Genomic DNA, 26,520 nt, shown 5'->3' on the forward strand with positions numbered 1-26,520 from the left:
ATGCGCACCGACTCCTTCCCGCCGCTCGCACCGGGTCACGTCCACCGCTGGGGCGGCGCCGTCCTCCTCGTGGCCCGGCGTGACGCTCCCGCCCGCGACCCCTTCCTCTCACCCGCCGAGCGGCGCGTGCTGCACGCGCTGCCGGCCTGGCGGCAGGCCGAGTGGACGGCGGGCCGGCTGCTCGCCAAGCGGCTGGTCCATGAGGCCGTCGGCGCTCCGGAGCGGGAGGTGGAGGTCCTGCCCCGCGCGGACGGCAGCCCGTACGTCCTGGTCGGCGGCAGTCCGCGGGCGGACCTGCACCTCTCCGTCAGCCACACCGCCGGGCACGTCGCCGCGGCCCTCGCACCGCAACCGGTCGGCGTGGACCTGTGCGAAACCGCCTCGGCCGACGTGGTGCGCCGGGTCGCGGACCGGGTGCTGACGCCCGGGGAGCTCTCCCTCGTCGGTGCCGGCCGGCCCGAGGTTCTGGCCGCCGCCTGGGCTCTGAAGGAGGCGGCGGTCAAAGCCGACCGGAGCGGGATGTTCGGCGCCGCTCCGCTCCGCGTGGAGATCCTGGGCCTGCGGCCGCCCCTCCTCGGCGGGCGGCGGCGCGCGGTGGTGTGGCGGGCGGCGGGCGCGGTCCTGGCCCTCGTACTGGCGCACCCGGGCACCTGACCGCACTGCGTTGGTGCTCCTTGCCGCGCCGTCTCATGCTTGTCAGTGGAGCCCCTGGCCAGCGAAGGCGAGATGAGCGGCGATGGAGCAACTTCCCACCCCTCCCGGTGAGCGCCCGGCCCGGACGACGCACGCCTCCCCGGGGGCGGGGGCAGGGGCGGCCTACACGGCCACGGCCACCGTCAGCGAGCAGGGCATCGTGACCGGGTGGAGCGAGGAAGCCCGCCGACTGCTCGGCTACGCGCCCTCGGAGGTCGTGGGCCTGCCCGCCGCGGACCTGCTCGCGGACCGGCCCGCCGAGCCCGTCGGCCTCGGCGGATCCGGCGGTACGGACACTGCGGCGCGGCCGGTCGCACCCGGGCAGGAGCGGTGGAGCGGCACCGTGCCGCTGCGCCACCGGGACGGACGCCGGGTGGACACGGGGCTCCTCGCGCACCGCAGGACGGGAGAGGGCGGGACGGCCGAGTGGTTCGTGGTGTCCGCCGTGGCGGGAGCGCCGGACGCGTCCTGGGACGGGCCCCTGGGCGAATGGGCCTTCGACCGGTCCCCCTGCGTCCTGGCGGTCTTCGACGAGGACCTGCGGCTGGTGCGGGCGAACGCCGGCATGCACCGGGAGCTCTCCCTGACGGAGGCCGAGATGCGCGGGCTGCGCCTGTCGGACATCGCCCCCGACCCGGTGAGCGAGGAGACCGAGCGGGGGATGCGCCGGGTGCTGGAGACGGGCGAGCCGCAGTCCGTGGACGGCTTCGTCCGGCCGCCCCGCGCGGGCTCGGCGAACGGCTGGGCGACCTCGCTGGCCCCCGTACCGGGCCCGGACGGCCGGGTGCGGGCCGTGTACCTGACCGCGCACGACGGGGCCGCGGGTGACACCGCCCCGCGGCGGCCGCTCCCGACGACCCTCGCGGGCGCCCGCACGGCCACCGCCTCCGCCCCGGACAGTGCCCGTACCGCGCAGGAGCTGGCCGACGCGGCCGTCCCCCGGCTCGCCGACTTCGCGGTCGTCGACCTGCTGGAACCTTCCTCGCGCGGCGAGGCCTCGTCCCGGAATCCCGGGACGGGGGCGCTCACGGTGTCCCGCAGCGCCGTACGGTCGGTCCTCGGCGGGAGCCAGGAGTCCCGGTTCGCGGTCGGGGAGAGCGCCGTCTACCCGGCGCTGTCACCCCCCGTGGAGTGTCTGGCCGCAGGTCGGGGCGCCGTGTACGGAACCGCGGACCCGGCCGTCGCCCGGTGGGTGGCGCAGGATCCCGGGGCCGCCTGGATCAGCGAGCAGGGGACCCGTTCGATGATGCTGGTGCCGCTGCGCGACGGCGGGGTCACCCTCGGCCTGGCCGTCTTCAGCCGCCACCAGAACCGGGAGCCCTTCGACCCGGAGGACCTGCGGCTGGCCGAGGAGCTCACGGCCCGGGCGGCCACGGCCATCCACCGGGCCCGCCGGACCGCCCGCGAACACACCACCACCATGACGCTGCAGCGGAGCCTGCTCCCCCACACGCTGCCCGTGCAGTCGGCGCTGGAGATCGCCTCCCGCTATCTGCCCGCCGGCGGCGAGGCGGGCGTGGGCGGCGACTGGTTCGACGTGATCCCGCTGTCCGGGGCCCGGGTGGCCCTGGTCGTGGGCGATGTCGTGGGCCACGGCATGCGTGCCTCCGCCACCATGGGCCGACTGCGGACCGCGGTGCGCACGCTGGCCGACGTCGACCTGCCTCCCGACGAGCTGCTCACCCACCTCGACGACCTGATCATCCATCTGTCGGCCGACGAGACCGGCCGGGAATCGACCGGCGGCATCGGAACCACCTGCCTGTACGTGGTGTACGACCCGGTGACCCGCCGGTGCACCGCCGCCCGGGCCGGCCATCCGCCGCCCGCCGTGGTCTCCCCCGAGGGCTCCGCGTACCTCCTCGACGTCCCGGCGGGACCGCCGCTGGGCCTGGGGGGCCTGCCCTTCGAGACCGTCGAGGTCGAACTTCCCGAGGGCAGCCTCCTCGCGCTGTACACCGACGGCCTGCTGCAGGCCCGCGACCACGACATCGACGAGGCCCTGGACAGCATGCTCGCGGCCCTGGTCCAGCCCTCCTCGACTCTGGACACCGTCTGCGACCGGGTGCTGACGGCCCTGCTGACCCACCGGCCCGATGACGACGTGGCCCTGCTCGTCGCCCGGACCCGGGCCCTGCACACCGACAAGGTCGCCGTCTGGGACCTGCCCTCCGACCCCTCCTTCGTCGCGCAGGCCCGCCGCAACGCCACCGATCAGCTGACCGTCTGGGGGCTCGACGAGGCAGCCTTCGTCACCGAGCTCGTGGTCAGCGAACTGGTCACCAACGCCATCCGCTACGGCGAGCAGCCCGTGCAGCTACGGCTGATCCACGAGGGCACGACGCTGATCTGCGAGGTTTCGGACGCGAGCAGTACCGCCCCGCACATGCGGCGTGCCCGGATCTTCGACGAGGGAGGTCGCGGCCTGCTGCTGGTCGCGCAGCTCACCCAGCGCTGGGGCACCCGGCACACCCTCTTCGGCAAGACCATCTGGGCCGAGCAGTCACTCGCCGGCTTCTGAGAGCTTCCGGGGACTTCCGGGGGCTTCCGGGGACCCGTAAGAGGACCTTCTCCCCTTCCCTGTGACACGCCCGTGACAGACGACGGACAGGGTGATGAACTCCCACCGACAGGCTCTTTAACACGGACATACATTCACATTCGTGGACATGTCCTCTGCTTCCAAAGGTGCGAGCAGCCGTGATGAACGAGCCGAAGTGCCGGAGGAAGTCCCATGAGCCTCACACTCGTCGCGCCGCACGCCGAAGCCACCGAAGCCCCCGCAGCCACCCTCGCCCCGCGCGAGCAGGAGGCCCTGCGCCACATCGCCGCCGGGTGCACCTACGTGCAGACGGCCCGCTCCATGGGACTCTCCAAGCACACGGTCGACGCCTACCTGCGCCGCATCCGGGCCAAGCTGGGCATCAACACCACGGCCGAGCTCACCCGCCTGGCCATCTCGCTGGGTCTGTGAACACCGGCCGCGCCCAGTCCGGCGGCTCCCGCGGCGGCTCGCCGCTCCCCGGATCCCCGGGAGGCCGCGGAGCGGCCCGTCGGGTCACCGCGGTGGCGGTCGCGGCACGGAGCGCCGCCACAAATTCCAGGCACGAGTCGTAGCGGTCCTCCGGGACCTTCGCCAGAGCCTTCTCCAGTACGGCGCCGGCCTCCGGCGCGATATCCGGCCGCTTCTCCGCAAGGGGAGGCGGCTTGTCGTATTGGTGCGCCCACAGCAGCGCGGGGGCGTCGTCCCGGACGAAGGGCGGCCCGCCGGTGAGGGACTCGTAGACGACACAGCCGAGGCTGTAGACATCGCACCTGCCGTCGACCGGACGCCCCGAGATCTGCTCGGGCGCCATGTAGTCGACCGTGCCGACGAACTCGCCCGCCGTGGTGAACCCGGTGAGCGCCAGCGACTTCTTCGTCAGGCCGAAGTCCGTGAGGTAGATGTGTTCCGGGTGCTCGCTGTCGGTGCCCTCGGCCACCAGGATGTTGGCGGGCTTGACGTCCCGGTGCACCAGATCGTGCTCGTGGGCGGCGTCGAGCGCCGATGCCACCTGGGCGGCGATGCGCAGCGCGGTCGGCACGGGCAGCGGTCCGTCCCGGTCCAGCAGGGCCCGCAGGTCCATCCCGGCGACGTACCGCATGGCGATGTAGAGGACCCCGTCGGTCTCCCCCGCTTCGAAGACGGGGACGATGTGCGGGTGGTCGATCCTCGCGGCGACCCGGGATTCGTGGGCGAAGCGGCGTCGGAAGACCTCGTCCCGGACGCGCTCCGGGGCGATCAGTTTGAGCGCGACCGTACGGTCCAGGCGCAGGTCCTTCGCCTGGTAGACGACGGCCATGCCGCCCCGGCCGATGATGCGCTCGATCCGGTAGCCGGCGATCTGCATCCCGATCAGGCCGGAGGCGCGGCCCGTATAAAGGCCCCGGTTCGCTGCCGTGCCCATCAGGCGCCTCCCTCGGCCAAGTCTATCGAGTGATCCACACGCACGCCCGTGGGGCGAGCGGTGCTCGCCCCACGGGGATGTGCCGTGTCCGGGCCCTCGGCCCGGCGGTCAGTCGTCGTCGCCGCCGGCTCCGCCGTTGCCTCCGCGGCCACTGCTTTCGCAGCCGACGCCTATGCAGATGCCGCCGGTGCCGCCCTTGCCTCCGGTGCCGCCGTCGCCGCCGGGGGCCGCGTTGCCGCCCTTGCCTCCGGTTCCACCGTTGACGCTGCCGTTGCAGACTCCGGCGCAGATCCCGCCGTTGCCGCCCTTCGTACCGTCGCCGGACGGCCGGCCCTGGGTGCCGGTCCCGCCGTTGGCGCTGCCGTTGCAGAGTCCGGCGCAGATTCCGCCGTTGCCGCCGTTGGTTCCGTTGACCGTTCCGTTGCAGTTGCCGGCGCAGACCTTGTCCCCGACCTGGACGCTGCCGTTGCCGACTTTGACCTTGCCGGTGAGGCGGCTCGTGCCGGGTCTGCTGTCACCACCGTCCTGCCAGCCGCTGGGCGCCGCGACCGTCGTGGTCGTGGCTGTCGGGGCGGCCATGGCCGCGGGCGCCATCGCACCGGCACCGATCAACGTCGACGAGATGACAAGACCTATACGGAACTTCCAGGAACGCGTGCGCATGGGATTCTCCTTGCCGATTGCGGTTGAACGGTGTCGGGAATTCGGATGGGAAAAGGCCCGGCCGGCCACCGGCCGGTCGGGCCCGTATGTCAGGTGGAGAGGGGAGAGAAGGGGCTGTTGCTTCCCATCAGGGCGAACCAGTCGCCGTCCTCGTAGCTCTTCTTCCAGCTGTCGATCTGCTTGGTCGAGATGTCGTACTTCTTGGCGATCTTCTCCTTCGTCTCGTCGGAGTCGTCGGCCAGCAGGGTCACCACGATGCGCACCTTGTCCACCATCGTCAGCTCCGACTTGGACTTGTCCGGCAGGTCCTCGAACCGGAAGCAGCCGGCCCGTCCGGGCTTGCCGGGCTCACCGGGCTTGCCGGGCTTGCCGCCCTCGCCACCCTTGCCGCCTTCGCCGCCTTCGCCACCTTCGCCGCCGAACCCGCAGTGGGCGGGCGATCCGGTCATGGGCGAGGAAACGGTGCTCGTGGGGGTGTGGGACTGCGACGCTTGCGCGGCGCACGCCGTACCGGTGACGAAAGCCAGGGAGGCCGCCGCCAAGATGAGCGGACGCTGCCAGGGGCTCGTGAACATGGGGGTTCTCCGTTTCCGTGTGCACGGATGTCGCTGATCAAAGAAGGGGGGGTGAGGGTGGATCTGGGGGGGTGGGGGTGGAGGCCCTGAAAGCCTCCACCCCGTCGAGCACGGTGCGGGGTCAGCGGTCAGAAGATGCTGATGCCTCCGGCACCACCGCCGCCGCCGACGCCGCCGAACAGGCCACCGAAGCCGCCCTTGCCGCCCTTGCCGCCGCTGCCGCCCTGGAAGACGCCGTCGCCGCCCTTGCCTCCCTTGCCGCCGCCACCGCCGACCAGGATGCCGTCGCCGCCGCTGCCGGCGTTGCCGCCGCTGCCACCGAAGAGGCCGGTGCCGCCACCGCCGCCGTCGCCGCCCTTGCCGCCGACGACGCCTTCGCCACCGCCGCCACCGCCGCCGCCGCCGCCACCGGAGAGGAGGCCGTCGCCGCCCTTGCCTCCCTTGCCGCCGGCTCCGCCGGTACCGAGGACGCTGGCCCCGCCGGAGCCGCCGGAGCCGCCACCGCCGCCGACGAGGCCGCCGCCGCCTTCCCCGCCGTCCCCTCCGGCGCCACCGGCGGCCGGGAGGGCAGTGGCCACGTGGGCCGGCATCGGGGCCGCCGTCGCCATGGAGGCCGGAAGGAGGACCCCTCCGCCGATCATGGCGGCCGATGCGACCAGGGTCGCCAGGCGGAATCCACGACGGTTGGTGCGGACGATGCTGCTGGTGCGAGTCTTACGGTTCATGACCTTCTCCTCATGGTGTACGCCCCGGGTATTCGGAGCGGTGTGGTTATGAGGGGAGAGGGGGAGTTCCTCGGGGAGGCTTTCCGTCTCTTCCCTTGTGCCTCAAGTAAGCCCCGGCGGGTACATCCGGGTCATGTTCCGGAAACTCGGGACTTGACACCCACCGCGCCACCGTTTAAAAGCCCGGGAGGCCCCGCGGGTCAGATGCCGCGACGGCTGCGGTACGCGACCGCGGAAATCCAGAGCATCGCCGTGACGGCTCCGACGGCCAGGGTCAGGGTGCCGGCCGGGCCGCCGCCCATCGCCCAGCCGTTGCCGATCAGGAGGGCGGTGCCGGCCGCCCGGGAGGCGATCGCGTACCGGCGGTTCCCGGCGCGGCCGAAGTGCCGGCCCAGGACGTAGCAGGCGGCGATCAGCGAAGTGAAGGTGACCGACCCGGCGGCGAAGTGGGCGTAGCTGTGCCAGGTGAGCGTCGCGGCCTCCGCGGAGGGGGCGCCTACGGGGAAGCCGTCGATCGGGTCCATCACGAAGGCTCCCGCGGCGATCATGCCGATGCCCGCGATCCGGACCAACCGTGGCCCCCAGGCGCCTCCCGGGGTGCCGCGCAGGGCCCGGCGCAGGCCGGTCGCCCCGAGGGCGAGCAGGGTTCCGGCGAGCAGGAAGGCGGTGATCTGGAGCCAGCCGAGGCTGCCGTTGCTCAGCGCGCTCAGCGGGTGGCGGGTGATGTCGAAGCCCTCGCGGGTCGCGGCCTGGGTCAGGGAGACGACCGCCCACAGCGGGGAGGCCACGACCGCGCAGGTCAGCAGGGAACGGGTGCCTGCGGAGGAGGAGGAGGAGGAGCGGGTGGCGGAGGAGACGGTGGCAGTGGTGGGGGCCTGGGTGGTCATGATGGATGCCTCTCGGGTCGTCGTGCGCGGCTCTCGATCTCGGTTCTCGCCGATACGTCGAAGCGGCGATGTGACAGGGAACGGGCGCGTTCCCTGTCACATCGGCGGTTCGACGTATAGGCAGGTACCGGCAGCATCCCGGCACCACGAGACGAGGGAGTCCCCATGCGCTACCTGATGACGACGAAGCCTTCCGACGCCGCCCCCGACGAGCAGCTGTACGCCGAGATGGGCAGGTTCATCGAGGAGCTGACGGCGGCCGGCGTACTGCTGGCCACGGGCGGCCTGGAGCCGGGCGGCATCCTGGTGGCCTCCTCCGGCGAGGAGATCACCGTGACGGACGGGCCGTTCGCCGAGGCCAAGGAGGCCGTGGCCGGTTTCGCGCTGATCGAGGTCCGGTCCAGGGAAGAGGCGATCGAGCTGGCCCGCCGCTTCCGCAGGATCGTCGGTGACGGCGAGAGCGTGATCCAGCAGGTCTTCGCCCCCTGACCCGTGCCGGACATCTCGCGGACGATCGACGCGGTCTGGAAGCTCGAATCGGCCAGGATCATCGCCACGCTCACGCGCCTGGTGCACGATGTCGGCCTCGCCGAGGAACTGGCCCAGGACGCGCTCGTCGCCGCGCTCGAACAGTGGCCGGCCGCCGGGGTACCCGACAACCCCGGCGCCTGGCTGACGACCACGGCCAAACGCCGGGCCGTCGACCACATCCGGCGCTCCCGGCTGCTCACGGACAAGCAGGAGCAGCTCGCCCACGAGCTGGAGGAGCGCCAGGAGCGCCACGAGTGGCAGGAGCACCAGGAGCCCGAACAGGACGACGTCCTGCGGCTGATGTTCCTCTCCTGCCACCCCGTGCTCCCGGCCGGAGCCCGTGCGGCGCTCACCCTGCGGCTGCTGGGCGGCCTGACGGCCGAGGAGATCGCACGGGCCTTCCTCGTCACGGCGACGGCCGTCACCCGGCGGATCGCCGCGGCCAAGCGCACGCTGGCCGAGCACCGCGTGCCCTTCGACCTGCCGGAGGAGACGGAGCTGCCCGAGCGGCTGTCCTCGGTGCTGGAGGTCATCTACCTGATCTTCAACGAGGGCTACTCGGCCACCTCCGGCGACGACCTGATGCGCCCCGGGCTCTGCCTGGAAGCGCTCCGGCTGGGCCGGCTGCTGGCCGAGCTGGCCCCCCGGGAGCCCGAGGTGCACGCCCTGGTCGCGCTGATGGAGATCCAGGCCTCCCGTTCGGCGGCGCGCACCGGGCCCTCGGGCGAGCCCGTCCAGCTCCACGAGCAGAACCGGGGGCGCTGGGACCAGCTGCTCGTACGCCGCGGCTTCACCGCGATGCTGCGCGCGCGGGAGGCCGGCGGGGGTCCCGGCCCGTACATGCTGCAAGCGGCGATCGCCGTCTGCCACGCACAGGCACGCACCGCCGAGGAGACCGACTGGGCGCAGATCGCGACCCTGTACGGGGCCTTGGCGCGGCTGCTGCCGACGGCGGTGGTCCAGCTCAACCGGGCGGTGGCGCTCGGGATGGCCCACGGGCCGCAGGCCGGCCTCGACCTGGTGGACTCCCTGGTCGCCGATCCCGTGCTCCGCGACTACCACCTCCTCCCCAGCGTCCGCGGAGACCTGCTGCTGCGCCTGGACCGCGGCCCGGAGGCGCGGCTGGAGTTCCTCCGGGCGGCGGCCCTCGCCAAGAACGCCGCCGAGCGCGCCTTCCTGCGCCGGCGCGCGGAGGAAGCCGCCGCCGGCCCGGCCGGTCCGGCGCCGGGTCCGGCCCTCGGGCGGGCCGCCGAGGGCTTCCTCGGCCGCGCGGATCTGGACGCGGCGACGGTCCGCTCGTACGGGCAGACCCTGCGGCGGCTGCGCCTGGGCCTCGGCGACGGCACGCCGCTCTCCGGGCTGACGGCCGAGGAGGTGGCACGGGTGTGCACGGCCGCCTGGGGCTCCGCGGCGGCCCGGACCTGGAACCGGCACCGCTCGGCCGTACGCTCCTTCGGCGCCTGGGCCGGCCTGGAGGGGCTCGCGGCAGGGCTGGAGCGGCGTACCGAGCCCCTCCCCCGGGGCGCCGCCCTGGACCCCGTACAGCTCGACGCGCTCTGGAGCGACCCCGAAGTGCCCCTGCGGGAACTGACGCTGTGGCGGCTCCTGCACGAGTCGGCGGCGGGGGTGCAGGCCGTGCTGTCCCTGAACGTGGAAGACCTGGACCTGGAGGACCGCCGGGCCCGTGCGGGCCGCGGGTGGGTGAGCTGGCGCTCCGGTACGGCCCGGCTCCTGCCCCTGCTGCTGGCCGGCCGCACCCGGGGTCCGGTGTTCCTCTCCGAGCGGCGGCCCGGACCGGCCCGGACCCCCTCCCCTGCCGACCTCTGCCCGGACACGGGCCGGCGCCGCCTGTCCTACGAGCGGGCCGAGCACCTCTTCAAGGAGGCCACCAGGCCCCTGGACCCGGCGCACGGGGGCTACACCCTGCGCCGCCTCAAGCCCGGATGAGTATCCGTACTCATGGCGTGAGCACAACAGCGGCACCACGATGGACGGGGGTCACCTGGCCGAATCTTCACCGGGGGGGGCGGCAGACATGGACGTGACGGCCGAGGCGCGGGGCGCCGGCAGGACGGGGTGGCGCGGCCGTGAACTGCTCCGGCCGCTGATCCGGCCCGCCGGCGTGGGCGCGGTGCTGGGAGGCCTGTGGCTCCTGGTGGCCGTACTGCCCTGGGACTTCGACGACTTCTGCCGGGGCGAGGGCTGGGGGTGCCTGGAGTTCATGCTCATGGTGACGACGACCGCACCCGTCGTCACCACTCTGCTCGGATGGTTGCTGCTGCGGCTGGCGGGGGTCCGTCCGGCCTGGCGGGTGGCCGCGGTGGGCGCGCCGCTCGGCGCACTGGCCGTCGTCCTGCCCGCCCGGGCGGGTGCTTCGGGCCTGGAGATTTCGTTCGCCGCTCCCCTCCTGCTGGCCGCGGCTTACGCGGCCGCGGCCTCCGTCGCGCTTCCCGGTGTCGGCTCGCGGCGGCGCTGGGCGGCCCTCGCCGGAGTCCTCGTACTGCTGTGGCCGTTGACGGGTGCACTCGGGGACCGACGGGTGGCCGCGGAGCGCGAGCAGCTGTTCGTCTCCGCCGCCGTCCCGTTGCTGGCACCCGAACTGGAGGGCTACCGGGTGCACTTCGCGCACGTCGACGAGTTCAGCGGGACGTTCGGCTACCTGATCCTGCCGTCATCGGTCCCCATCGGCGCCGACGACCGGTATCAGCGCGGCATCCAGGTGACCGTCGGACGGCAGCTGCCCGGTTTCGCGCCTCCGGACGCGTGCCAGGTCCTGACCGGCAGCGCGTACGAAGGGACGGGCCGCTGCGAACAAGTGGCCCCCGAGACCTGGCGTTCGACCAGCTACACCTCCGTCCGGTACATCGCGCGCCGCCAGGGCGTCATCGTGGTCCTCACCGGAGGCGGAGCCACCGTCGGCGACAGCGACCTGCAGGCGATCGTCCGGTCCCTCGCGGTGCGGAGGACCGGCTTCTTCCTCGACGGATGAGGTGCCGCGTGCGCGGCCGGACGGCGCGGGCCCGGCAAGATCCGGAAGGGACGGCCTAGGGCCTGTCGTCAAACTCCCGTCGTCGCCCGAAGGGCGGCCTCGCGGCGTCTGGTGCGTGCTCTCGGCGTGCCGGGCGGAAGCCCGCGTACTGGACGTACTTGGCTTTCGCCCGGTGCGGCGAGAGCGCGTGCCAGACGTCGCGCGGCAGACGGGAGTTTGACGACAGGCCCTAGCCCTCGGTCGCCAGCAGGGCCAGGGTCCGGGCGAGTTGGGCGCGTACGGCCTCGTCGGCGATGGTGCCGTCCGCGCCGACCGTCCTGCGGTCCACGGGGATCCGTACGCACGCCGCGTCGCGGATGTCGGCGCCGGTGTAGCCGAGGACCGTCCGCAGGGTGGCCTCCGCGCCCTGGCCGCGGCCGGGGGCCGCCGCGTTCACCCAGGCGACGGGCTTGTCGCAGATCTCGGTGCCGCCGACCGTCCAGTCGAGCAGGTTCTTGAAGGAACCGGGCAGGGTGCCGGCGTACTCCGGGGTGCAGATCAGCACCCCGGCCGCCTCCGCGATCGCCGCGCGCAGCCCGGCCACGGGACCCGGCAGCGGGTCGACGTCCTCGTCGGGGTTGAAGTGCGGGAGGTCCGCCAGCCCTTCGTAGAAGACCGTCCGGAGCCCGGAGGGGGCCGCCGCTCGCGCGGTGCGCAGGACGGTCTCGTTGGAGGAGCCGGCCCGCAGGCTTCCCGACAGCATGAGGATCACGGGCAGTTCAGGCGTGGGCATGTGCCCCAATGTACTGATCCGGCGCGGGGCGGAGCCGCCGGGGTCAGCCGAAGCGGCCCTGGACGTAGTCCGAGGTGCGCGGGTCGGCGGGGGTGGAGAACATGGCCGCCGTGGGTCCGTGTTCCACGATCTGGCCGGGCGTGCCCTGTTCCGCGAGGAAGAAGGCGCACTGGTCGGAAACCCGGGCCGCCTGCTGCATGTTGTGCGTCACGATCACGATGGTGACCTCGTCGGCCAGCTCGCGGACGGTCTCCTCGATGCGGCGCGTGGAGGTGGGGTCCAGGGCCGAGCAGGGTTCGTCCATCAGCAGGATCCGCGGCCGGACCGCGAGGGAGCGGGCGATGCACAGGCGCTGCTGCTGGCCGCCAGAGAGCGCGCCGCCGGGCTGGCGGAGCCGGTCCTGGACCTCCTTCCACAGCCCGGCCTTGGTCAGGCACTCCTCCACGAGCGCGTCCTTCTCGGACCCCGAGGCGCGGATGCCCGTCAGCTTGAGGCCCGCGGTGACGTTGTCGTAGACCGACATCGCCGGGAAGGGGTTCGGCTTCTGGAAGACCATGCCGATCCGGCGGCGGGCGTCGGTGAGGCGGCGGCCGCGGGCGTAGACGTCCTCTCCGTCGAGCAGGACCTCGCCGGCCAGTTCGGCGCCCGGGATCAGCTCGTGCATCCGGTTCAGGATCCGCAGGAAGGTGGACTTTCCGCAGCCCGAGGGGCCGATCAGGGCCGTGACCTGGCCGCCGGGCATCGTCAGGGAGACCCGGTTGAGGACCTTGCGGCCGCCGAACCACGCCGAGATGTCGCGGGCGTCGAGGGTGGACGCGCCCGTGGCGGGGAGCGCGGGGAGGGGGATCGTCTGGGTGGTCATCACGGCCTCGTTCACAGGAGGTTGGGCAGGAGGAGGGCGGCCTGGTCGGCGACCGCCAGACCGAGGGCCGCCAGTACGGGGAAGCCGACCAGCCAGGTGTGCGCGCGGCCCCAGCGGATCCGCGCCCAGGCCAGGGCCGCCGCGGCGAGCAGCAGTGCCTGGGCCCACAGGACCAGCGGGAACCAGGCCGAGGTCTGGCTCCCGAGCGGGGCCTCGTCCGCGGCCAGCCGCCCCGGGGTGCGTCCGCCGGACTGCTGTACGGGCGAGGTGAGTTCGGCGTCGACGTGGACCACGCCGTCCGGCATGTACGGGGTCCCGTCCGCGGTCATGAGCGTGAGCAGGGCCGCGTCGCCGGTCGGCCGGGCCGGCTGCGGGTCGCCCGCGCGGCGGACGCCCAGCACCTTGTACGTGTGCTCGCCCTGGCCGGTGACGACCCGGAAGGTCTCCCCGCGGGCCAGGTCCGCGATGTGGGCGAAGGGGCCGCCGTAGCCCGCCTGGCGGCCCATGAGGATGCTCGTGCCGGGCTGGCCGGGCAGGACCGTGTCGCGCCGGTGGCCGGGTCCGGAGGCCAGTACCCCGGAGGTGGTCGCCTCACGGACCACTTCGCGCAGCCCGATCTGCGGGATCTCCAGCAGGGCGACGGGGGTGCCGGGCGCGGTGGGCCCCAGTGGCGCGGTGGCGTTGGCGAGCTGTTCCCGCAGCTGTGCGTACCCCACCCGGCGGTCCCGCTCGTGCCGGAGGTGTCCGAGCGGGCCCACTTCCGCGACGAAGCCGAGGAGCAGGGCGCCCAGGATGGCCAGGGCCGCGCCGGTGGCCCACAGGCCGGGTGCGCCCGTACGCCCCGCCGGGGCCTCGGGGGCTCCGGCGGGGTCGGGGCGCACGTCCACCGGCGGGGTGGAGGTGGCTGTCATCGTGTCTTCTCCGAATGCGGATGCGGATGCTGCGGGGGTGCGGTGTGCGGCCGGTGCGGGGATGCGGCGGCTGCGGCGGCGTCGGTCAGTTGCCCGAGAAGGTCAGCAGGCCGCGGCGGCGGGCCCACCAGACGAACGCGCCGCCGGTGACGACGAGGCCCGCGCTGAGCAGGCCGAGCGTGGTGGCGTTGGCGCCGGTGTCGGCCAGGCCTCCGCCGGGACCGCCGGCGCCGCCGGAGGATCCGCCCGAGACGTTGGTGGAGACGCCCACGCTGCCGCCGCTCGTGGTCGTACCCGTGGAGGCCGACACGGACGGGGACGGGGACGCCGTCTCCGACGGAGCGGGGGTCGGGGACGCCGACTCCGAGGGGGTCGGCGTCGGGGTGGGCGTCTCGGTCGGGGTGGGGGTCTGCGTGGGCGTCGCGGTGGGGGTCGGGGTGGGCGACGGCGTGGGCGTCGGCGTCGGCGTCGGGTTCCCCGTCCCCGGGTCCGTCGTCTGGTACTCGGTGTTGGAGGTGAACCACAGGGAGGCCGCGAACTCCCCGTAGGTCTCCGTGCCGAAGGCCTTGCGGCACACGACCGTCAGGTCGTAGCGGCCCTCCAGGGTGGTGAAGCCGGCCTGGCTCGCGTAGTCCCGCATGGTCATCGTCAGCGGGATGCTGATGCCACCCGACTCCGCCGGCGGGTACGTGGTGATGGGCGAGTTGCCGACCACGTTGAGGCCCTCGGCCGGGAAGCCCTTGCCGGCCACCTTCATCAGGATGTGCGTGGAGGGCTCCGGGCAGGCGGCCGACGTGGTCACGTCGACGCTGCTGCCGTCGTTGCCGGTGGCCGGGTTGATCTTCGCCGGGCCGGCCGCGGCGGCGGCTTGGGCCGTCGTCGGTACGGTCAGGGCCAGACCCACGAGGGCGGCGGCGGCCGCGGTCGCGACGCCTGCCGCGGATCGCCGGCTGAGGCGGGTGAACTGCACGATGGACTCCTTCTTGGCGTTCTGGCGTTCGTTCGTCTCTGTGGTGGCGCGCCGGCGGGCCGACACGGCGGCCGCGGCCCGGGCCAGGCGCCTGCGGCGCCAGACCCACAGCCCGCCCCCGGTGATCACGAGGACCAGCGCGAGCAGCGCCCACGGGACCGTCCACAGCGACACCGATCGGGTCAGGGAGGGGAGTTTGGGGTCCACGCCGTCGCGGGCGGCGACCGGCTGGACGGAGACCACCGCGGAGGACCGCAGCACCTGGGCCACCCCGTCCGCCTTGGTGGTGATCGTCAGCGAGGTGCCGGGCAGCAGGTCGCCGAGGTCCTTCACGCCGTCCGCGGTGACGGAGGTGCCGAACAGGCCGTTGACGCGTACGGCCTGCCGGGCGCCGAGCCGGACGTTGCCGGTGTTGCTCAAGGTGTACGTGACGGTCGCCGAGCCCTCCGCGAAGGGGTTCGCGGAACCTTCGTACGAGGCGGTGACCTGCTGGACTTCCAGGCGCGGGGTCAGGGTCCCGGCGGCGCGTACGTAGACGCGGGCGCCGACCCGCTGGTCGAGCCTGACCTTGTTGCCCTGGGCGTCCGTGGCTCCGGCGGCGAGCGAGGCGACGATGCCGCCGGTGTGGTCCCCGGGGGTGACCTCGCGGGGGACGGTGACGGTGAAGGGCACGATGACGTTGCCCTTGGCCGGGACGGTCACCTTGTCCTTCTCCAGCTTGATCCAGCTGCCCGCGTCCTTCGGGGCCTGGCCGGCCGGGAGCAGGTCGAAGCCGCCGTCGGCGGTGTTGACCGCGTCGCTCGCGTAGACGGCGAGGGTGAGCGGTTCCTCGCCGTAGTTCCAGATGGCGATCTGGTCGCGCGTCGTGGCTCCGCCGGTGACCCCGTAGGAGAAATGGGGCCGGGCGTCGGGCCCCTTCGGCCCGGCGGGCTGCACGCCGAAGGTGGACTTGCGGTCCTCCCCGGGAGCGGCCGGAGCCGAGGCCGCGGCCTGGGCCGGCGCTACGAGGACCAGCGCGAGGAGCGCGAGCAGGAGGGCGAGGAGCGGGGCGGCCGGGACGGGTGGGCCGGGGCGGCGGCCGCGCCGGGCGGCACAGGCGGCGGGGGCGGTGGGGTTCATGGCTCGGGCGTCCGATCCGGAGAAGGGCTGTGACGGTTCCAGGCGTCAGGGGCGGGCCGGAGCGGGCCGCGGGAAGGCGCGGGCCGCTCCGGCCCGGAGCTCATGCCTGGATCAGATGGCGGTGAGCGTGAGGGTGGCGGAGTACGTGCCGGCGACCGTGGAGGTCGGGACGTTCAGCGCCAGGTCGGCGGTGACGTGCGCGGTACCGAGACCGGTGCCGTTGGCGAGCGTGCGGGCGGACTTGAGGCCCGCCGTGCCCGAGTCGCCGGTGGTCACGCCGCCCGCGGCGGGGACGGCGGAACCGGCCGTCACCGTCTGCGCGGGCGCCTTGTCGACGAGCTTCGGGGTCCAGCCCAGGTTCTGGCCGTTGATGGCGTGGGTGGCACCGTCGGAGAAGTCGGTGACCTGGCCGCTGACGGTCCAGCCCGGGTTCCCGGCGCGGGTGTCGGTGAGGGTGACCGGGTTGATGGAGCCGGCCGTGGTCAGCAGGTCCCCGTCGGAGTTGAGCACCGGCGAGGGCAGCGTGACCTGCGGGTTGGCGACGCTGATGGCCAGCGCGCCCGAGTTGACGGTGGTGGTGATCGTCTCGGAGGCGGAGACGCCGGCGAAGGCGCCGACCACGTACGGGATCGCGCCCGAGTCGGAGCCCAGGAAGGCGCCCGCGTTGGCCGGGACGAACACGGCGGTGAAGGAGTGGTCGCCCACCGGGAGGCTGCTGGTGTTCAGCACCGCGGTGCCGTTCGCCACCGGGACGGTGCCCAGGGTGACGGTGGAGCCGCCGACGGTGTCGGTGAACTTCACCGCGCCCGCCGCGCCCGCGGGGGTGACCGTACCGGTCAGGGTCACCGGGCTGAACTGCGGCGCGGTGCCGGCCGGGGAGACGGCCAGGGCGGTCGTGGTGGCCGTGGCCGGGACGGCCGTGACCACGTAGGAGACGGCCGAGGAGGCCGAGCCGTTGTACGAGGCGCTCGCCGGCGTGAAGACGGCCGTCAGGCTGTGCGTACCGGCGGTCAGGTTGGACGTGGTGAGCGCCGCGGTGCCGTTGTTCACGGTGACCGGGGTGCCCAGGTCGGCCGCGCCGTCCTTGAACTGGACGGTGCCGCCGGCGCCGGCCGGGGTGACGCCCGCGGTCAGGGTGACCGGGGAGCCCGCCTGCGCGGGGCCGGCCGGGGAGAGCGCGAGGGAGGTGACGGTGTCGGTCTTCACCGCCGGGTCGGTGTTCTGGTAGGTCGTGTTCGAGGTGAACCAGATCGCGCCGGTGTAGTCGCCGAGGCTGGTGCCGTTGAAGGCGGTCCGGCAGATCACGGTGAAGTCGTACTTGCCCTGCAGGGTGGTGAAGCCCGCCTGGCTGGCGTAGTCCCGCATGGTGGAGGTCAGCGGGATGACCATGCCGCCGTTGGCGGCGGTCGGGTAGGTCGCGATGGGCGAGTTGCCGACCACGTTCAGGCCCTCGGCCGGGAAGCCGGAGCCCGCCACCGTGACCAGCACGTTGGTGGCGCCCGCCGGGCAGGCGGCCGAGGTGGTGAACGCGATGCCGGACGTGTCCGCGCCGGTCGCCGGGTTGATCTCGAGGGTGCCGATCGGGGCGGCGTACGCGGCGCTCGCCCCGGCCAGACCCGCCGCGAAGGCGGTGGTCACGGCGGCGACCCCCAGGGCCATGGTCCGCAGAACTCTGTTCTTCAGCACAACGTCTCCAGAATGTGAAGCTCGGGCGGTGATCAGGGTCACGGGGAGGGTCACGGGGTCTGCTTGGTGGTGTCGCCACAGTTCGGGCTGGTGGCGAAGCCGTAGGTGTTGATCACCGAGGTCTGCTTGCAGATCTCGGAGTTGGAGCCGACGAAGACGGTGCTCCACGGAGCCGTGGCCACCTTGTTGGTCGGGATCACGTTGTAGACGTCGCGCTTCACGCCGAACCCGCTGTTGAGGACGGTGGGCGCCGTGCCGTCGACCGTGCCGAGGATGGCGCGGCCGCGCAGGTCGGCGATCGTCTGCGAGGACTGCGACTGGTACTGGGCGATGGAGAACGGCACGATCGACTTGTCGTCGAGGAGGCGGCCGTCGTGCTCCTGCACCGGGGTGGTGCCCTTCTTGTCCTTGATGCAGGGGTAGATGCCGGCGACCACGTCGGCGTCCGTGATCCCCATCTGGGACTCCCAGAAGCTGCGGGTGCCCGAGCCGGCCTGCGGCAGGTAGACCGTCATCGCGTAGTTGGGGCCGGTGCCCACGTAGTTCGGGTCGCAGTGGTAGATCGCCTTCAGGTCGGCCAGCGACAGCTTGCGCGGGATCGCCGAACCGGGGGTGATGGCGTAGCTGACGCCGTCGACCGCGAAGGGCACGTAGGTCAGGCCCGGAGCCGCCGCCGCGAGGTTCAGCGAGGAGGAACGGGCGAAGTCCAGACAGCCGTTGCTCGCCTGGAGGGAGGTGAGCAGCGCGGAGCGGCCGGCGCCCGAGCCGTTCGGGCGGGCGATGGTGCAGTTCGCGTTGACCGCCGGGTCCTTGGTGGTGATGTTCGCGGAGCCGGTGGAGTCGTAGGAGCCGATGACCTTCTGGCCGTTCACGGTGATGGCCGCGGCCAGGCCGTTCATGACGTCCTGCGTGGTGTCGGAGCCGACGCCGGAGAGCTGGCGGTACGGCGGCGGGCCCGACGGGTCGGCGGCGGCGAGGCCGGCTCCGGCGATGGTGGCCGCGAGAGCGAAGGCCGAGACGCCGAAGACGATCTTCTTCTTGTTCACTTGGGATGACCCCTCAGCTAGGCTGCGCCCGGGGTGGTGCCCGGCGCGCGTGGGATGAAGTTCCGTTGGCGCGGATTGGTCAGACGGTTGTCGCCGGGCACCACCTCCTTTCGTCGTACGGAGCCGGGACGGGATGCGGGCTCCGGGTCAGTCCTGGTCCGGCGGGCTCCAGTCCCTCGGGCCAGCCTTCTTGTGGGTCGCCCAGTCCGCCGGCAGGTCCGCGGACCCGCCGGACGTCACGGCCGCTCCCCCCGCCGCACCGCGCAGCGACCGCAGCCACGGCACGGCCCGGGGCAGGAAGCGCGGGAGCACCGGTCCCGCGAAGGCCGCGAACGCCCCGACCACGAGGCAGATCAGCAGGACGTTGCGGATGGCTCCGACCACCCAGTCCGGCGTGCTCCCGGCCGCCTGGGCCGCGGGGGCGCCCGAGGTACCGGTGGCCGCCGCGCCGCCCGTGACCGCCGCGGCGGCGCTGGGTGAGGCCGTGGTGGGCGCGGGTACGGCCGCGCCGCCCGCGGCGGAGCCTGCGCCCGAGGCCCCGGAGGCGGAGCTCCCCGTACCGCCCGCGCCGGAGTCCGACGGGGCCGGCGCGCCGCCCGAACCGGACCCCGTGCCGCCCGCGGTGCCCGGGGCCGGGCTGCTCGGCGCCGGGGGCTCCGGCGACGGCGTCGGCTTCTTGCCCGCCTCGGAGCTCACCCGCTGCGCCGCCGCCCGGGTCTGGGCGCGCAGGGCCTGCGGCAGCGGGGCGTAGCCGTGCGGCAGGCTGCCCGCGGACACGCCGGGGGTCTGCCCCTGGCCGGCCGCGTAGGCCAGCATGGCGCCGTAGTCCTTGCCCTCCGCCTCCGTGAGGTCGGCGGGCACGGTGGCGGCGTAGGTGAGGACGGTGAGCGGGTACGCCGCGGGGTCCGCCGCCGCCGGGTCGGGGGAACTGACCCCGTCGGCCCCGGCCTTGCGGGCGTTCGCGGCGGCGATCAGGGCGGCCGGCTCCGGGGCGACGAACGTGCCGCCCGCGTTGAGGAGTTCGGCGCGCACCAGGCCGTACCGGTCGGCGGTCGCGGTGTCGGTGACGGCGAGCACGGCGCGCGAGCCGGCGAGCTGCGGCGGGTCCTTCTTGTACGTGGGCGGGGTGGCCGTGGCGTCCCAGGAGGTACGGGCCAGGGTGTCGCCGCGGCTCGCGGCGCGCGCGGCGGCGTGCATGTCGGTGGCGTAGGGGTGCTTGTCCTGGATGCAGAGCGGGGACTCCGGGTGCTCCTCCGGGAAGGGCTGGCAGTACGGGTCGCTCTTGGGGAAGGTGTCCAACGGCAGGGCGAGGCCGCGGTAGTTCGGGTTCACGGCCATGCCGGCGTACGAGGCGTCCCCGTGCGCGCCCGTGTTGTCGGGCGTGCCGTCGAGGAACTCCCGCGCGGCCGGGTCCCGGCCCACCCACTCCCACAGTTGCCGGGTGGTGTCGGCGAGCGGCTGCGGGACCAGGGCGTCGCCGAGCTTGCCGCCGAAGTCCAGCCCCGCGTAGGTGGGGTTGTGCCGCATGAACTCCGGGTCCCATCCCAGGTTCGCCGGGTTCTTGGCGGTGCTCTCGGCGAAGCGGGAGTTGCCGTCCTGGTAGGACTCAGTCAGCAGCTTCGCCACCAGCCTCGGGGTCAGCCGCAGGGTGTCGAGCCGGGTTCCGTTGCGGGCCTTGACCTCGTCGGGGGCCGAGAATCCGGCCTGGCTCTCGATGAAGAAGCCGATGGTGATGCCGGAGAGGGCCACGGGCGCGTAGACGGGCTTGCGCTCGGGGTCGGCGGGTGCCGGCCGGCCGAGGAAGACCAGCCCGGGCGTGCCGGAGAGCAGTTTGACGCGGGCCGTCTCGTCGGGGACCTGGGCGTAGCCGTAGATGGCCTTGCCGCCGGTCTGACAGAGGGCGGGCTGCCAGCGGGTGACGGCCTCGGCGGCCATCTCGCTGCCGATGGTGCCGCGTTCCTCGGCGCCGATCGGGCAGTAGCTGCCCAGGGGTTCGAAGCCGAGCGGGACGACGATGCGCTGCTTCCAGTTGGCCGGGCTGAGCGGGGAGGACTGGAGCTGCCCGCTGGACTGCGCGGTGTGCGGGCTGCCGTCGACCTCCTTCTCGCCGCGCGGCACGATCACCAGCCAGCAGCCGCGTCCGGCCACCGCGACCCGGGCGGGTGCGGCGACGACGGAGCCGCAGCCGAGGCCGGGGGCCTCGACGGCGGTCTGGGTCTCGAACCAGACCTCGCCGGCGCCGCGGGCGTTGGTGCGGGCGTAGGGAACCTCGTTGGTGCTGTTGACGTCGTAGAACTCGTTCCAGTTGCCCGGACTGACCGGGTCCCCGCCCACCGTGCGGAAGGGGGCGTACGAGATCCCGCTCGGGGTGGGGGGCGGCAGCGGCTCGTTCTCCGCGTCCTGGAGGTTGTCTCCGTAGTTGAGCTGGCGGGTGTTGGTGTAGGCACCGGCCTGGTTGCCCGCGCCCGCGCCGAGGGCGGAGGAACCGCCGAACTGGCACTGGTCGGTGGCGGGCCCGGTGGGCTCGTCGCCCCAGCACTGCATGATCTGCAGGTAGTTGGCGCTGTAGGCGGTGTCGGAGACCGTGGGCTTGCCGCCGGTCCAGGAGATCTTGACGACCTGGCCGACGAGGTTGCGGGTCTGGCCGACCGTCACCTTGAGGTCGGCGAACTCGCCGGCCCCGGACACGGTGACCTCGGAGCCCTCCCCGCCCGCCGCGTACGCGGTCTGCGGGCCCAGGCCGGCGGGCCCGGAGGTGGCGACCACGGGCAGCAGCGCCAGGCAGAGCGAGCCGAAGAGCAGCCGGATCCGGCGCTTGCGGGTCGGGGCGCGGAACGGGGTGCGGAACGGGGCGCGGAACAGGGTGCGAAGCGGGGTGCGCATCAGGACCCGCCCCCCGTGCGGCCGCGCCGGGTCAGGCGCCGGGTGAGCAGCGGCGGGGCGACCGTGACGGCCAGCAGGAGCAGGGCGCCGAGCACCATCAGGACGGTCTGCAGGGGCCCGCCGATGCCGGTCGAGGTGGTGACGGGGATCCCGAACAGGTCGGCCGTGCCCGCCGCGAGGGGCTGCCCGGTCACCGGGTCCACTGCCCCGCCGTCCGCGCCGCCGCTGCCCGGGCCGTCACCCGTACCGCCGGTGGCGGCCGCGGCGCCGCTCCCGCCGTCGGCTCCCCCCGTACCGCCGGAGGCCGTGCCCGCAGAGCCGCCCGTGGCCCCGCCGGAGCCCGCGCCGGCCGTACCGCCCGTGGCTCCGCCGGAGGCCGCCGCACCGCCGGCGCCCGTGGCTCCGCCGGAGGAAGCGGCGGCGCCGCCGCCACCGGAACTACCGTTCTGCGTGGGGGTCTTGTTTCCGCCGGTGCCCGTCTCGCACTGGGTGGGGCCCTGCTTGTCGCAGGCGGCGGGCTTCGGGGCGGTCTCGGCCAGGATGTTCCTGCCGTCGGGCGAGAAGGTGGGGTTGCGGCAGTTCTTGATGTCGATGTTGGCCACGGCCACGCCGGGGATGCGGCGCACCTGCTCCAGACCCGCCTGGACGAGGTTGATGGGGAGCGGCGAGTAGCCGAGCCGGTCGACGGATCGCTGGCCCTCGCAGAGGAAGTAGTAGGCGAAGGCGCCGAGCGCCTTGCCCTTCTGCGGGTTGAAGTTCGACTCCTGCGCCGTCGGGATGATCATGTAGCTGTAGCTGGAGAGCGGGTAGGTCCGCTCGTCGGCCCCCGTGTAGACGCCCTCCAGCTTCTGCGTGAGGTCGACGGGGTCGATCTGCGCGTTGCCGAGCGACACGGCGACGTTCTGGGCGGTGGGCTCGGTGTAGTAGCCCGACTTGTTGAGGACCTTGACGACCGGGAAGCCCGTCGTGGAGACCGCGTAGGAGTACTCCACGTACGTGATGGTGCCGATGTTGCCTTCTTGGGCCACGTAGCCGGAGACGCCGTTGGAGCCGGACTGGCCGACGAACCCGCGGCCCGCGACGGTGGGGAAGTTGGAGGTCTGCCCGCAGGGGGTGGAGCGGCCGGCCTTGCCGCAGTAGGCGTCCCACAGCCCCCCGTGCTGGGTGCTGAGCCACTTGGTCAGCTGGGCCGTCGTGCCCGAGCCGTCGGAGCGGACGACGGGGACGATCCGGCGGGCGGGGAGGGCGGCGGCGAGGCCCGGATTGTCGGCCTTGATGGCCGGGTCGTTCCACGTGGTGATCACGCCGGTGAAGATCTTGGCCACGACCTCGCCGGAGAGGCGGAGGTTGGTGACCCGGCGGTTGCCGATCTTGAGGTTGTACATGAAGGCGGTGCCGCCCGCGACGATCGGCATGTAAGCGAACTTCCGCGCGGGCGGCGGGTCGACGACCCCCGAGTCCTTGATCCCGTAGGGGATCTCGGAGACCGCGAAGTCGACGGTGCCGTTGCGGAACTGGTTGCGGCCGTCGGACGATCCCGTACCGCTGTAGTTGACCGTCATGCCGTACTGCTTGACGTTGGCCCGCCACTGGTCGAGGGCGTTCTGGCTCCAGGTGGAACCCGCGCCGGAGACCGGTACGTAGCTCTCGGCGGCGGCCGGCACCGCGCCGGGCAGGACGGCGGCCAGCGCGGCCAGGACCAGCGCGAGTCCGCGGACGAGCAGGCGTCCACGCCGGGCGGGTGCGCGGTCGCCCGAAGGGGCACGCACGGGGTATGCCGGGGGTCGTCCGGGCATGGGTAACTCTCCTGATCGGTCACAGATCGTACGAATGGACGCGGCGCGGGCCGCGAGGAGCGGGGGGTCACACCCGGGGCGGAGGTAGCGCCTCCCACCCCTGTGGCTCCGGCCCCCCGGCTCCCTCTTCGGTCAGTGCGAGGTCCCGCTCGGCGGCCCGGGCCCGCATCCGCTCCACGTCACGGGCGGAGGCGAGCACCCGGCGGTGCTGGGCACCGCGGCCGAGCTGGCCCGGGGCCTTGCCGCCGATGAGACGGGCGAGCACGAAGAGCAGCAGCACCAGCGCCATCAGCAGGGCGGCGCAGCCGAACCCGCGGGCGATCATGGACTTCTCCGGGGAGCCGACCAGGCTGAAGGTGGCGAGCGGAAGCGAGAGTTGCGGCCCCTCGAAGGGGTTGGCGTTGAGTCCGGTGGCGATGCCCGAGGTGAGCAGGACCGGGGAGGTCTCCCCGATGCCGCGGGCGGTGCCCAGGATGACGGCGGTGGTCAGTCCGGACCGGGAGGTGGGCAGGACCACCGTCCACACGGTGCGCCACTGACCGGCTCCCAGCGCGTACGAGGCCTCCTTCAGCGAGCCCGGCACCAGCCGGATCACCACGTCGGAGGCCCTGATGACGATCGGCAGCATCATCACGGACAGCGCGAGGGCGGCGGCGAAGCCGGACTTCTCGAAGTGGAGCAGCAGGATCCAGGTCGCGTAGACGAACAGGCCGGCCACGATCGAGGGCAGCGCGGTCATGGCTTCGACGATGGTGCGGACGAACCGCGCGTAGCGGCCCGGGACCTCGTTGAGGAACACCGCGCAGGCCAGCCCCAGCGGCACGGAGATGGCCAGCGCGATGCCGATCTGCTCCAGGGTGCCGACGATCGCGTGCAGCGCCCCGCCCTGGGTCAGCGGCTCCAGGGGGCCGGTGGCGGCCATGTCCTCGGTGAAGAAGTTGAGGTGGGCCAGGGCAGCCCAGCCGCGCATGAGCACGTAGCCGACGACGAACACCAGGGCCGTCATCAGCAGGGCGGCGACGCTGTGCACGAGGGCCTGCGCGAGGCGGGCCCGCACGGTGGCGGCGGACTCGTCCAGGGACACCAGGACGGCGTAGAGGGCCATGAAGGCCAGGTAGAGGACGACCACGAAGCCGAGGGGCGCGTTGAAGGGCAGGAGACGGCCGAACAGCAGGGCGGTCACGGCGAGCGCGGCGACGGCCGCGCCCACCATGGCGAGGACGTCGCGCAGGTGCAAGGTCGCGGTGTTGCGCCGGCGTTCGGGCGGCACCCCGGCGCCGTCGAGCACCACGGGCGGGCGGACGGTGGCGACGGCGGGAGCGTGCGTGGTGCCGGCGGCACCCGGCCCCCCGTGCGGCTTGTGCGTGAGGGCGGTCATGCGTCGGCCCCCGCTCCGGAGCGGCTGCGGGCCACGACCGAGGAGGCGATGAAGTTGACCACCAGGGTCATCAGGAAGAGGGTGAGGCCGGCCGCCATCAGTGCGGATATCCCGAGGGGGCTGGCCGAGCCGTAGCGCAGGGCGATCAGGGCGGACACGGAGATGGCGCCGTTCTCGAGGATGTGCGGCTGGATGACGAAGACCGGGGAGATGATCAGGAAGACGGCGATGGTCTCCCCCAGCGCGCGGCCGAGCCCGAGCATGGTGCCGCCGATGATCCCGCCCCGGCCGAAGGGCAGGACGACGGAGCGGATGACGCCCCACGGGGTGGCGCCGAGCGCGAAGGCACCCTCGCGCTCACCGGGCGGCGCCTGGGCGAAGGCCTCGCGCATCACCGAACAGGCGATCGGCGTGACCATCAGGGCGACGACCATCCCGGCGATGAAGGTGGAGGAGGTGTAGAAGGTGTTCGGGCTGAGCGGATCGCTCGGATCGTCCCCGTTCACCGCGAAGAGCGGGAACCAGCCCAGGTAGGTGGTGAGCCAGCGGGACAGGCCGACCACGTGCGGCTGGAACAGGAACAGCCCCCACAGGCCGTAGACCACGCTGGGCACCGCGGCCATCAGGTCGACCAGGCTGATCAGGGTCTGCTTGACGCGGCGCGGCGCGTACTCGGTGATGTAGAGGGCGGTGCCCATCGCCAGCGGCAGCGCGAAGAGGATCGCGACGCCGCCGATGAGCAGGGTGCCGACCAGGACCGCCGCCACACCGAAGTTGTGGGAGTCGGGCTCCCAGGCGGAGGTCGTGAGGAAGGCCCAGCCGGCATCGTCCAGGGCCGGCAGTGCGCGGGCGCCGAGGAAGACGCCCACCAGGGTCATGACGAGCAGGACGGCGGCGCCGGCGGTGCGGGCCGAGCCGCGGAAGATCCGGTCGGCCGGATCGCCGCTCTTGGCGAGGGCGCGCGGGGTGACGTGCGCGTCCTCGGGGGCGGCCGGAGGGATCACCGTGGTCAGGGTCACCGCAGACCTCCCCCGCGCAGGGCCAGCCCCTGGGCGTCCCCGCCGCCGGGCAGCCGCAGACCGCGCAGCCGCCGGGTGTGGGTGACGCCGGAGGCCACCTGCGCCTCGACGGAGGCGGACAGGAACAGCTGGAGGCTGTGGCGGCATTCGCGCTGGCGGCGGAAGGTGCGGACGGCCACGGCCACGCACTGCTCGTCGAGGACGAGCTGCCAGGTCCAGGCGCCGATGCCGGAGCCCGAACCGGAGCCCGAACCGGAGCCCGAACCGGACGCGGCGCCGGCTCCGGAGCCGTACATGGCGCTTGCGGTGGCACCGGGGCCGCCCGGGGCCGCACCCCCCGCACCGCAGGCACCCGCACCGGCCACCGCGCCCGTGGACATCACCACGATCGGGACGGCCTCGGCGATCCGTTCCCGGAGCCGTTCGACGGCCGCGCCGCAGGCGCCGAGGGCGCGGTACACGGAAGGACTGCGCCCGAGTTCGTGATTGTTGGAGCCGACCAGGCGCCAGGTCACGGCGTCGGGCCCGCCTCCGCGGCTCCCGCCGGGGCCGCCGTCCCCCCGGACTCCGTACGGTCCCACCGCCGTCGGCGCAGGCGCCTGACGTCTTTCTACGTCCACCCAGGACACGAACAGAAAACGTGGCTGAGACATCGGACCGCCCCCCTTCCCCACAAGCCGTGCGTGGCTGGAAAACGGCCACCCACCCATGGCCGCGGGCATGACAATCCACGGGGCGTAGGACTCTGGGGCACACGGATCGGTGAAGCAGAAACGGAGAACACGTGAACGCGCGGCGGAGGCGCGTTTCGCCTGCGGCGACCGGGAGCGGGCCGGAGCCGGGGCGCGCGAAGCCTCCCCTCGGATCCCGGGGAGTCTTCACACCCGTCCCGCCCGCGGCACCGCCACCACGGACGGGAGGCCCCGCACACACGACCCCGGGGCATGGAGCGCCGCCCGGACTCCGGGCCACCGGCCCGACGCACGGGAGCCCCATGGCCGAAACGCCACCCCTTCGCGGGCCGCCCGACGCCCTCCCGACACCCTCCCGTCGGCTGTCCGGCCACCC

The 26,520-nt window shown here is 73.5% G+C and carries 22 protein-coding genes; 6 read left to right on the top strand and 16 right to left on the bottom strand.

All coding sequences use genetic code 11. The features are described 5' to 3' along the window. The 3 genes from ACODT5_RS22795 to ACODT5_RS22805 all read left to right on the top strand — a co-directional run bounded on the left by ACODT5_RS22795 (position 1) and on the right by ACODT5_RS22805 (position 3,667). Positions 1-654 carry a 4'-phosphopantetheinyl transferase family protein gene (locus ACODT5_RS22795; RefSeq protein ID WP_422521156.1) on the top strand — a complete coding sequence of 218 codons (654 nt, stop codon included), beginning with the start codon at positions 1-3 and terminating at the stop codon, positions 652-654. An 82-nt stretch (positions 655-736) separates the two neighbouring features. After that, a complete protein-coding gene (locus tag ACODT5_RS22800; RefSeq protein WP_422521157.1) occupies positions 737-3,214 on the top strand; it encodes a SpoIIE family protein phosphatase in 2,478 nt (825 codons plus the stop codon). A gap of 213 nt (positions 3,215-3,427) precedes the next feature. Then, positions 3,428-3,667 carry a response regulator transcription factor gene (locus ACODT5_RS22805; protein WP_422521158.1) on the top strand — a complete coding sequence of 80 codons (240 nt, stop codon included), beginning with the start codon at positions 3,428-3,430 and terminating at the stop codon, positions 3,665-3,667. Here the strand turns inward: ACODT5_RS22805 and ACODT5_RS22810 are convergent. The 5 genes from ACODT5_RS22810 to ACODT5_RS22830 all read right to left on the bottom strand — a co-directional run bounded on the left by ACODT5_RS22810 (position 3,636) and on the right by ACODT5_RS22830 (position 7,490). After that, complete coding sequence (locus ACODT5_RS22810) at positions 3,636-4,640, bottom strand: serine/threonine-protein kinase (RefSeq protein WP_422521159.1); 1,005 nt, start codon at positions 4,638-4,640, stop codon at positions 3,636-3,638. The genes ACODT5_RS22805 and ACODT5_RS22810 overlap by 32 nt on opposite strands. 108 nt (positions 4,641-4,748) lie before the next feature. Beyond that, the gene (locus ACODT5_RS22815) at positions 4,749-5,303 is read right to left on the bottom strand and encodes a hypothetical protein (protein WP_422521160.1); all 555 of its coding nucleotides are present in this window, start codon (positions 5,301-5,303) and stop codon (positions 4,749-4,751) included. Positions 5,304-5,392: 89 nt separating this feature from the next. Continuing rightward, complete coding sequence (locus ACODT5_RS22820) at positions 5,393-5,878, bottom strand: hypothetical protein (protein ID WP_422521161.1); 486 nt, start codon at positions 5,876-5,878, stop codon at positions 5,393-5,395. 128 nt (positions 5,879-6,006) lie between these two features. Beyond that, positions 6,007-6,603, bottom strand: a complete 597-nt coding sequence (locus tag ACODT5_RS22825) for a hypothetical protein (RefSeq protein ID WP_422521162.1) — start codon at positions 6,601-6,603, stop codon at positions 6,007-6,009. 200 nt (positions 6,604-6,803) lie between these two features. Further along, positions 6,804-7,490 carry a DUF998 domain-containing protein gene (locus ACODT5_RS22830; RefSeq protein ID WP_422521163.1) on the bottom strand — a complete coding sequence of 229 codons (687 nt, stop codon included), beginning with the start codon at positions 7,488-7,490 and terminating at the stop codon, positions 6,804-6,806. Positions 7,491-7,655: 165 nt separating this feature from the next. Between ACODT5_RS22830 and ACODT5_RS22835 the strand changes: the two genes are divergently transcribed. The 3 genes from ACODT5_RS22835 to ACODT5_RS22845 all read left to right on the top strand — a co-directional run bounded on the left by ACODT5_RS22835 (position 7,656) and on the right by ACODT5_RS22845 (position 11,010). Then, positions 7,656-7,979 carry a YciI family protein gene (locus ACODT5_RS22835; RefSeq protein WP_422521164.1) on the top strand — a complete coding sequence of 108 codons (324 nt, stop codon included), beginning with the start codon at positions 7,656-7,658 and terminating at the stop codon, positions 7,977-7,979. 3 nt (positions 7,980-7,982) lie between these two features. Beyond that, entirely contained in the window at positions 7,983-9,968 is a 1,986-nt protein-coding gene (locus ACODT5_RS22840) for a sigma-70 family RNA polymerase sigma factor (protein WP_422521165.1), read from the top strand. Positions 9,969-10,056: 88 nt separating this feature from the next. Next, entirely contained in the window at positions 10,057-11,010 is a 954-nt protein-coding gene (locus ACODT5_RS22845) for a hypothetical protein (RefSeq protein WP_422521166.1), read from the top strand. Positions 11,011-11,239: 229 nt separating this feature from the next. Here the strand turns inward: ACODT5_RS22845 and ACODT5_RS22850 are convergent, their stop codons facing one another. The 11 genes from ACODT5_RS22850 to ACODT5_RS22900 form a co-directional block, all read right to left on the bottom strand. Then, positions 11,240-11,782, bottom strand: a complete 543-nt coding sequence (locus ACODT5_RS22850) for an NADPH-dependent FMN reductase (RefSeq protein WP_422521167.1) — start codon at positions 11,780-11,782, stop codon at positions 11,240-11,242. Between the two features lie 43 nt (positions 11,783-11,825). Further along, positions 11,826-12,644: a phosphate ABC transporter ATP-binding protein gene (locus ACODT5_RS22855; RefSeq protein WP_422521168.1), complete on the bottom strand. Its 819-nt coding sequence runs from the start codon at positions 12,642-12,644 to the stop codon at positions 11,826-11,828. A gap of 11 nt (positions 12,645-12,655) precedes the next feature. Further along, positions 12,656-13,555 carry a sortase gene (locus tag ACODT5_RS22860; RefSeq protein WP_422521169.1) on the bottom strand — a complete coding sequence of 300 codons (900 nt, stop codon included), beginning with the start codon at positions 13,553-13,555 and terminating at the stop codon, positions 12,656-12,658. An 85-nt stretch (positions 13,556-13,640) separates the two neighbouring features. Next, positions 13,641-15,644 (bottom strand): WxL protein peptidoglycan domain-containing protein, encoded by a 2,004-nt coding sequence (locus ACODT5_RS22865; protein ID WP_422521170.1) that lies wholly within the window; start codon positions 15,642-15,644, stop codon positions 13,641-13,643. Between the two features lie 111 nt (positions 15,645-15,755). Continuing rightward, complete coding sequence (locus ACODT5_RS22870) at positions 15,756-17,330, bottom strand: Ig-like domain repeat protein (protein ID WP_422521171.1); 1,575 nt, start codon at positions 17,328-17,330, stop codon at positions 15,756-15,758. Between the two features lie 50 nt (positions 17,331-17,380). Further along, a complete protein-coding gene (locus ACODT5_RS22875) occupies positions 17,381-18,376 on the bottom strand; it encodes a hypothetical protein (protein ID WP_422521172.1) in 996 nt (331 codons plus the stop codon). 147 nt (positions 18,377-18,523) lie between these two features. Continuing rightward, a complete protein-coding gene (locus ACODT5_RS22880; protein ID WP_422521173.1) occupies positions 18,524-21,259 on the bottom strand; it encodes a hypothetical protein in 2,736 nt (911 codons plus the stop codon). Next, a complete protein-coding gene (pstS, locus tag ACODT5_RS22885) occupies positions 21,259-23,055 on the bottom strand; it encodes a phosphate ABC transporter substrate-binding protein PstS (protein ID WP_422521174.1) in 1,797 nt (598 codons plus the stop codon). The genes ACODT5_RS22880 and pstS overlap by 1 nt, the downstream gene beginning before the upstream one ends. A 67-nt stretch (positions 23,056-23,122) precedes the next feature. Then, complete coding sequence (gene pstA, locus ACODT5_RS22890) at positions 23,123-24,433, bottom strand: phosphate ABC transporter permease PstA (protein WP_422521175.1); 1,311 nt, start codon at positions 24,431-24,433, stop codon at positions 23,123-23,125. Continuing rightward, entirely contained in the window at positions 24,430-25,452 is a 1,023-nt protein-coding gene (gene pstC / locus ACODT5_RS22895; protein ID WP_422521176.1) for a phosphate ABC transporter permease subunit PstC, read from the bottom strand. The genes pstA and pstC overlap by 4 nt, the downstream gene beginning before the upstream one ends. After that, entirely contained in the window at positions 25,449-25,967 is a 519-nt protein-coding gene (locus tag ACODT5_RS22900; protein WP_422521177.1) for a hypothetical protein, read from the bottom strand. Before ACODT5_RS22900 ends, pstC begins: the two co-directional genes overlap by 4 nt. Positions 25,968-26,520 lie beyond the last annotated feature (553 nt).

The sequence above is a fragment of the Streptomyces tatrensis genome, from assembly GCF_049310065.1.
Lineage (GTDB): Bacteria > Actinomycetota > Actinomycetes > Streptomycetales > Streptomycetaceae > Streptomyces.